We start from the raw sequence: 4,913 nt of genomic DNA on the forward strand, positions 1-4,913 counted from the left end.
TGTATCCTGATTCTGTCTCCTATTATGCTGCCTATTGTCCAACAGTATGGGGTAGATACCATTCACTTCGGCGTTATTATGACGGTCAATCTGGCAATCGGATTTGTCACGCCGCCGATTGGGACAAATCTGTTTGTGGCGAACTCCATCACCAAAATTCCAATCACACGTATTGCAAAGCATGCATTCCCCTTTATCGTCATGTTTATTCTGGCACTGATGCTGATCACTTATATTCCGCAGATTACCTTGGTTCTTCCAAGCCTGATGGGCTAAACTCTTCGGTTTATGCGTCTCGGTTCAAAGCCGTCGGCGTTAAACAAGAATGCAGCCAACTGCTGCAACGACAAATTATTTAGGAGGAAACTGAACATGAAAAAAATTATTTCCCTGGCCTCCGCCCTTGCGCTGGTATTCAGCCTGACTGCTTGCGGCAACAACAGCAGCGACCCAAACAGCAGCAACAAAAACCCCTCTAACAGCAATCAAACCAGCGGTGAAAGCATTACCATCAACGTTGGCCATTTTGGCTCGGAGGCCACTGCGGTACAAGAGGGATGCCTCGCAATGAAAGACTATCTGGAAACTAATTCTAACGGTGCTATTACCGTGAATGTGTACCCCAACAATTCCATGGGCAGCGATGATGAATTGTGCCAGATGGTCCAGAGCGGCAATATTCAGATGACGCTTGCAAATTCCATCATTGTGAACTACATTCCCAATGCAGTGATTCACGATCTGTTTTATAATTTTGATAATATTGATGATGTGAAGGCGAAGTTTATGGAGGATGAGAATTTCTTGTCCACCATGCGTGAGGTCTATGCCAAAGAAGGGTTTTATCTGGCGGGCTACAGCGTCCATGGGTTCCGGGCTACGACTGCCAATAAGCCCATTTATGCGCCGGAGGACCTGAAAGGGCTCACCTTCCGCGTGATGCAGAATGATTTCCATATTAAGGGCTGGCAGAGTATGGGGGCTACCCCTACTCCCTTTAATTTCAGTGAGCTGTATACCGCTCTGCAGCAGGGAACGGTAGACGCACAGGAAAACCCTGTAGAAACCATTTATTCCGCAAAGCTATATGAACAGCAGAAATATATTACGAAGACAAACCACCTTCAACAGACCCAGCAGTGGGTTGTTAACCTGGACTTCTATAACAGCCTGAGCGAGGAGCATAAAGCGCTTTTTGATGAGGCCGTAAAGATTGGCTGCAACACCGCTACAAACAGCGCGCTGGCAAAGGAAGCGGAGTGGAGCCAGGAGATTGAAGATTTCGGATGTACCTTTGTAGATCTGACTGATGAGCAGCGGCAGGTGTTCCGTGACGCTGCCCAGCCTGAGCGCGAGGCAATTAAAGCTGCAGTTGATCCCGCTGTTTGGGACACCTATACTGCTTAATGAACGCATCTTTATAGGAGGTCAAATATTATGTTAGATTTGGCAATCATAAATGGCTTGGTATTCATTGAGGGCAGCTTTCGCAAGGTGGATGTAGGCATTCAGGACGGCAAATTTGCTATGATCGCGCAGCCGGGAGCTCTGCCCGAGTCTGCTAAGACGATTGATGCTGCTGGAAAGTACGTCTTGCCCGGCGGAATTGACACCCATGTACATTACCGTGACCCCGGCCACTGGGAGCGCGAGACCTTTGAGGTGGGCACCCGCGCTGCCGCCGCAGGGGGCTGCACGACCTTCTTTGAGCACCCCATCTCCATGCCGCCCCAGTGGAACAGTGAGATACTTCGCAATCGCATCGACCTGTGCAAGGGCCGGGAGTGTGCCGCTAACGACCGGCATGAGAAGGGCAGCTGTGTGGACTTCTGCTTCTTTGGCGCTGCTGGCGGCGAGCACCCCGAGGCCATCGAGCCCTTGAGCCACGAGGGCATTGTGGCCTACAAAACCTTTCTTCACGCCGCGCCCGAGGGACGGGATGCCGAGTTTGTGGGCTTGACCAGCGCGAATAACGATCAGCTCTATCGCGTGCTGGAGGAGGTGAAAAAAACTGGGCTGCCGGTGGCCGCCCACGCCGAGGACAATGAACTGGTTACCGGCTTTATCCAGCGCATCCGCCAGCAGGGGCGGCAGGGCGAGAACCTTGCCCATTGCGAATCCCGCCCTCCGATTGTGGAAATTGAGGCGATTTCCAAGATGCTGAAGTTTGCCAAGGATGTGGATTGTCCCATCGAGCTGGTCCATGTGTCCGCCTGCGACGCGATGGAACTGGCCAAGCAGGCCAAGCTGGCCGGGCAAAAGGTGTTGGTAGAGACCTGCCCGCACTATCTGCTGCTGGACGAGAGCTATGTGGAGCGCCTGGGCGCCTATGCCAAGTGCAACCCCGCCCTGCGCAAGCGGGAAGAGGTGGATAAGCTGTGGGACTATGTCAAGGATGGCACCGTGGACTTCATTGGCAGCGACCACAGTCCCTTCCTGGTCTCTGAGAAAGAAAAGCTGGACAAAAACGGCAAGAAAGATATTTTCCTCTCCCCCTCCGGCTTTCCCGGCATCGACCTGCGCCTTCCCCTGATGATCACAGAGGGCCGCAAGCGGGGAGTCAGCCTGGAACGGATTGTGGAGCTGTGCAGCGTCAACCCCGCCAAGTGCTTTAACATCTTCCCCCAGAAAGGGGTTATTGCCGCTGGTTCCGATGGCGACCTTGTCATTGTTGACCTGGACAAAAAAGTTATCTGCCGCGCTGAGGACAGCTATTCCCAGGCGAAGGGCATCTCTAAGGTGTACGAGGGCTGGGAGCTTGACTGTGCGATTGACTGCACTGTGGTCCGTGGCCGTGTGGTCTTCCAGGACGGCATTGTGGATGAAAGCGCCGCCGGCTGGGGCGAGTTTGTCCGCCCTGCCCTGAACAAATAATCAGGCTGTACCCGCTTGAGACGCGGCGGCATCCGCCGCCGCGTCTATTCTATTTTTGCCAATTCTCCGCATTTAACTGAAAATATGGCGACACAGCATTTATGGAAAAAGGGAGGAAATGACATGAACCATGTATCGGAAATTTTACGAAAAATCGGACAGGCAGGCCATAACGAAGACGGCTCCTACACCAGGACCTGCTACAGCCCGGAATATTTCCAGGCGGTAGATATTGTAGAGCAGGAAATGCGGGCACTGGGGATGGAGGTGAGCCGGGATGCTGCCGGCAATATCCACGGCGTGCTGCCCGGGAGCCAGCCAGGGGCTAAAAGCATTGTACTTGGTTCCCATCTGGATACGGTTCCCTCCGGCGGATTGTTTGACGGCGCTTATGGTGTGGCGGCGGGTCTGGCCGTGGCCGGCTGGCTGCGCCGGGAGGGAAAACAGCTGCGCCGCCCCCTGGAGATTTACGGCTTCAATGCCGAGGAGTCCAACCCAATCGGCGGAACCTTTGGAAGCCGGGCTATTGCCGGGCTTGTAGACCCCGCTCAGCCAGGCCTGAAAGAGGCCTTGGCGCAGTACGGCCATACGGTCCAGGAGATTCTGGATTGCCGCCGGGACTTCTCCAATGCGAAATGTTATTTAGAGTTACATATTGAACAGGGGGATACCCTGTTCCATAAAAACCTGGATGTGGGCGTGGTCAGCGGCATTGTGGGCATTGTCCGCTACAAGGTAACTGCCAAGGGACACAGCAACCACGCCGGCACGACCATGATGAGCAACCGCCGGGATGCTATGGTGGCTATGTCCCGTCTGATTGCCGAGGCCGACAGGCGCTGCCGCCAGATTGACGACACGCTGGTCTTAACCGTGGGCACCGTTCAGCTTTGGCCTGGCTCGGAGAATGTTATTCCCGGGCGGGTGGAGTGCACCTTTGAGATGCGCCACATGGACCACGAGAAGACAGATGAGCTGCTCCGACAAATTGAGGAGATTGCCGCTGGAATTGACACCGTTGAATTTGATATTGAGAAGAAGATTGACAAGGGCTCCGTGCGCTGCGACGCGCACCTGATGCAGGTAATTGACGCCGCGGCCGCGCAGGCTGGCGTGAGCCACATTGTGATGCCCAGCGGCGCCGGCCACGACGCCAACCCCATTGCACATCGCCTCCCCATTGGCATGATCTTCGTCCCCAGCAAGGACGGTTTGAGCCACTGCGGCGAGGAGTGGACCGAAGAGCAGGATTTAATTCACGGCGCCCAGGTGTTGTGCCATACGGTCCTGGCTCTGGACCAGGAGGATTAACTGCTGGCTCAATGATCGCCCCACACCTCTTTTTTCCATTTCTAGGGCAGATTCTTTGAGAAAACCCTTGACAAAATGGACAAATTCTCTGGATTGCACTGGAATAGCTTGAAATATTTTCTTAAACAAGCTATACTGAGATGTAATGTATAAAGGGTGGTTTCACCAGACCACCACATTACATTGACTGGCGGCTCATTTGTGGCAAAATGACACAGGCTGGAGGGGCGGTGATCGACCAGCAGGAGGGACCAAAGCGGGAGCGTCTGGGGATGACCTGGGCGCTCCCTTATCTTTGTTGGCCCTCTCGAAGAGCGCACTTACTCACCACCGCCGCTGGCTGGTGGTGGTATGGCCTGCGGCCATCGTGCGCCCTCCGGGGGTGTCGTTCCCTGCCGGTATATACCAGCAGACGCCAGCGGCGGCTTGTGCATCGGACGCAGCTGTGCCGATCACCGGGGGCTTAGGGGCCGTCAGCCACCAACAAGCGGCACAGGGTCTATACCGAGGCATTGCTTGCCACTACTATCAGCGCCTATAAATGAGGGTTGAATGTCATTCCCATTGATGGTATACTTGGCTCGTGACAAATCGACAAATCGGAAGTTGCACAGATACGAAAAGGAGCGGTGTAATTATGGCTTATGAAAAGATAGAATCTCACGATGAATACTTGAAGACCGTGGAGCAGTATCAAGATTATGAAGCGGGTACCTATCAATCTATGA

Annotated in this window: 4 protein-coding genes; all 4 read left to right on the top strand. The window is 54.0% G+C overall.

Annotated elements, in window-relative coordinates; genetic code table 11:
* On the top strand, positions 1-276 hold a 276-nt coding region (locus ACTO5E_RS10100), incomplete at its 5' end, for a TRAP transporter large permease subunit (protein ID WP_482303362.1).
* A 96-nt stretch (positions 277-372) separates the two neighbouring features.
* Positions 373-1,407: a TRAP transporter substrate-binding protein gene (locus ACTO5E_RS10105; RefSeq protein ID WP_482303364.1), complete on the top strand. Its 1,035-nt coding sequence runs from the start codon at positions 373-375 to the stop codon at positions 1,405-1,407.
* A 30-nt stretch (positions 1,408-1,437) separates the two neighbouring features.
* Entirely contained in the window at positions 1,438-2,874 is a 1,437-nt protein-coding gene (locus tag ACTO5E_RS10110; protein ID WP_482303365.1) for a dihydroorotase, read from the top strand.
* A 123-nt stretch (positions 2,875-2,997) separates the two neighbouring features.
* The gene (locus ACTO5E_RS10115; protein WP_482303366.1) at positions 2,998-4,185 is read left to right on the top strand and encodes a Zn-dependent hydrolase; all 1,188 of its coding nucleotides are present in this window, start codon (positions 2,998-3,000) and stop codon (positions 4,183-4,185) included.
* Positions 4,186-4,913 lie beyond the last annotated feature (728 nt).

The organism is Acutalibacter sp., from assembly GCF_056800975.1.